The sequence below is a fragment of the Mesorhizobium sp. M4B.F.Ca.ET.089.01.1.1 genome, from assembly GCF_004022605.1.
GTDB lineage: Bacteria > Pseudomonadota > Alphaproteobacteria > Rhizobiales > Rhizobiaceae > Mesorhizobium > Mesorhizobium abyssinicae.
Window position 1 is genome coordinate 1 of sequence record NZ_RZOS01000660.1, and the last position, 2,335, is coordinate 2,335.

Annotated in this window: 1 protein-coding gene and 1 pseudogene; both read left to right on the forward strand. The window is 56.4% G+C overall.

Translation table 11 applies throughout. The features are described 5' to 3' along the window. Positions 1–26: 26 nt before the first annotated feature. Complete coding sequence (locus EN780_RS32330) at positions 27–1,988, forward strand: EAL domain-containing protein (RefSeq protein ID WP_128276301.1); 1,962 nt, start codon at positions 27–29, stop codon at positions 1,986–1,988. Positions 1,989–2,104: 116 nt separating this feature from the next. Beyond that, positions 2,105–2,335, forward strand: a pseudogene (locus tag EN780_RS39820) (hypothetical protein); the annotation flags it as partial.

Consider the following 2,335-nt stretch of genomic DNA (forward strand, 5'->3'; position numbering starts at 1 on the left):
CTCTAGCGCGGGGGAGTGTAAGAGTGATGCAGCGTCTGTCTGCCGCAAGGCTCGGCGACCTCCTGGCGGGAGACCTGCGTGCTTTTGGCGGGCCCTCAACGATCGAACCGCTTGCCGGCCGCATCAGGGCGGAGCAGGTCAGTATCGTGCTTCGCAGCACGCTTCTTGGCATGGCTGCGAACATACTCAATGCGGCCACTTTTGTTATCGCGGTCTGGGGCTCGCCCGACCAGACGAAAGCCATCCTCTGGGCGAGTGTGATCATCGCCGCCGCTGGGTTCGTAGGCCTAAGAGCGAGATCATCGTTTCAGTCAGTCAAACCAAGGTCAGTGTCTCGCCGGACAACGCAAAACCTGGTGCGAAACGCCTTCCTGTTCGGCACTTGGTGGGGTGCACTTCCCGTTCTGTTCTTCGGAGGAGCAACGAGTGCCGCCCAGGTTGTCATTACCTGCCTGAGCGCTGGCATGATCGCAGGCGGTGCCGCTTCTTTTTCCACGATTCCTATTGCGGCCGTCGCGTATACGCTGCCGATCTTCGTCGGTTCGGCGGTTGCGATTGTGTGGCTGGATGGAGCCGTCAATGTGCCCGTCGCAATCCTGATGGTGAGCTACGCCATCACGCTGTTTCGTGCCGTGCTTGCTCACGCGTCCGAATTTACCCGACGCTTCATTCTGCAAGCGGAAAGCGAAAATGCCATTCGCAGGGATGTTCTAACGAGTTTGCCAAACCGGTTCAGCTTCAACGAGCGGCTGGAAAACGCGTTGGTGGACGCAAAGCAGTTTGACCAGCACTTTGCGTTACTCTTGTTCGATCTTAACAATTTCGACGAGGTGAACGATCGCTTTGGCCGCGCAACAGCGGATGCCCTTTTGGTCGAAGTGGCTGCGAGACTTCGGAAATCGACGCGGGAGAGCGATGGCATCGCGAGATTGGAGGGCGACGAATTTGCTATAATCGTCACGTGCGATATTAGGCCAGATCAAATCAGGTCCTTAGCCAAACAGATCATCGATGGCATGCGCACCCCTTTCATGATTGAAGCACGCGAAATATATTGCAGGGCCTCTATCGGTATCGCTTTGACGCCCACTGACGGTTTGGATGCCAACCAACTCCTGCGCTGCGTCGACACCGCGCTACACAGGGCCAAGACGCTGGGGACGGGCTCCATCCAGTTTTTCAGCGCAAACGACGATGAAGCTGCCACAAGGCGCCATGCCCTTGAACGCGATCTGGCATCTGCGCTCGCCAGTGACCAGCTTTGGCTTGCATTTCAACCCTTTCTCGATCTCGGGAGCGATCGCATCCGAGGTTTTGAAGCGCTTCTGCGGTGGCAGCATCCGACCCTTGGCGCGATCCCTCCCTCGGAGTTCATACCTATCGCTGAAGAAACGGGTTTGATTCACTCCATCGGACACTGGGCTGTCAAAACGGCTTGTTTGGCGGCTGCGCGCTGGCCGCGCGACTTGCGGGTCTCCGTCAACTTGTCGGCAGTGCAGCTTAAGAACAAGGCCTTGCTAGATGGAATTTTAGAGACCTTGGCTGAAGCCGGTTTGGAGCCCCGGAGACTGGAGGTCGAGATTACAGAAAATGTTCTGATTTCGAATTTTGAAGAAACAATTTCGTTATTACAATCGTTAAGTTCGTTATCCGTAACAGTTGCTCTTGACGATTTTGGTACCGGCTATTCATCGCTGACTTATCTTCGTAAATTGCCTCTTTCGCGGCTCAAGATCGACCGATCTTTTGTTCAGGATATGCTCACCGATGCGGACTGCGCCGCGATTGTGAGATCATTGGTTGAGTTGGCGCATGAGCTTCGAATTGAGGTAACGGCCGAAGGCGTCGAAACTCCCGACCAGCTCGACTGTCTGCGCCGCGTCGGATGTGATGAAGCTCAGGGCTATTTAATCGGGAAACCTGTCCGGATTGACGACATTCCTGGCATTGCTGCGAAGCCGTTTGGTCAGAAGCAGGTACTCGAATAGCAAGACCGGCACCTTGGCGGCGATGGTCTGGTTGTCTCGAATCTCGACGGGGACGGCCGCCTTGCTCAGGTAGGCTGAAGGCCGCAAATCCTTGTGCAAGCACTGGCAGTAGCCCTGTGACGAAGCATCAGATTGAAGTGATCACGTCGGTCGAGCGGCGCCGGCGCTGGTTTCGGGAGGAGAAGGCGCGGGTGTTCGCGGCGACGTTTGAGGCAGTGGCCAGGCGCGGGGTACGTCGAGACGGCATTGCGTCGAGATTTAGCAGATTTGAGAAGCGGGTCGTGTTCGGGTTAGCCGCCATAGCTCAGAGCGCATCGTGTTCGATGTTAGTGATGCAGCCGCTATCC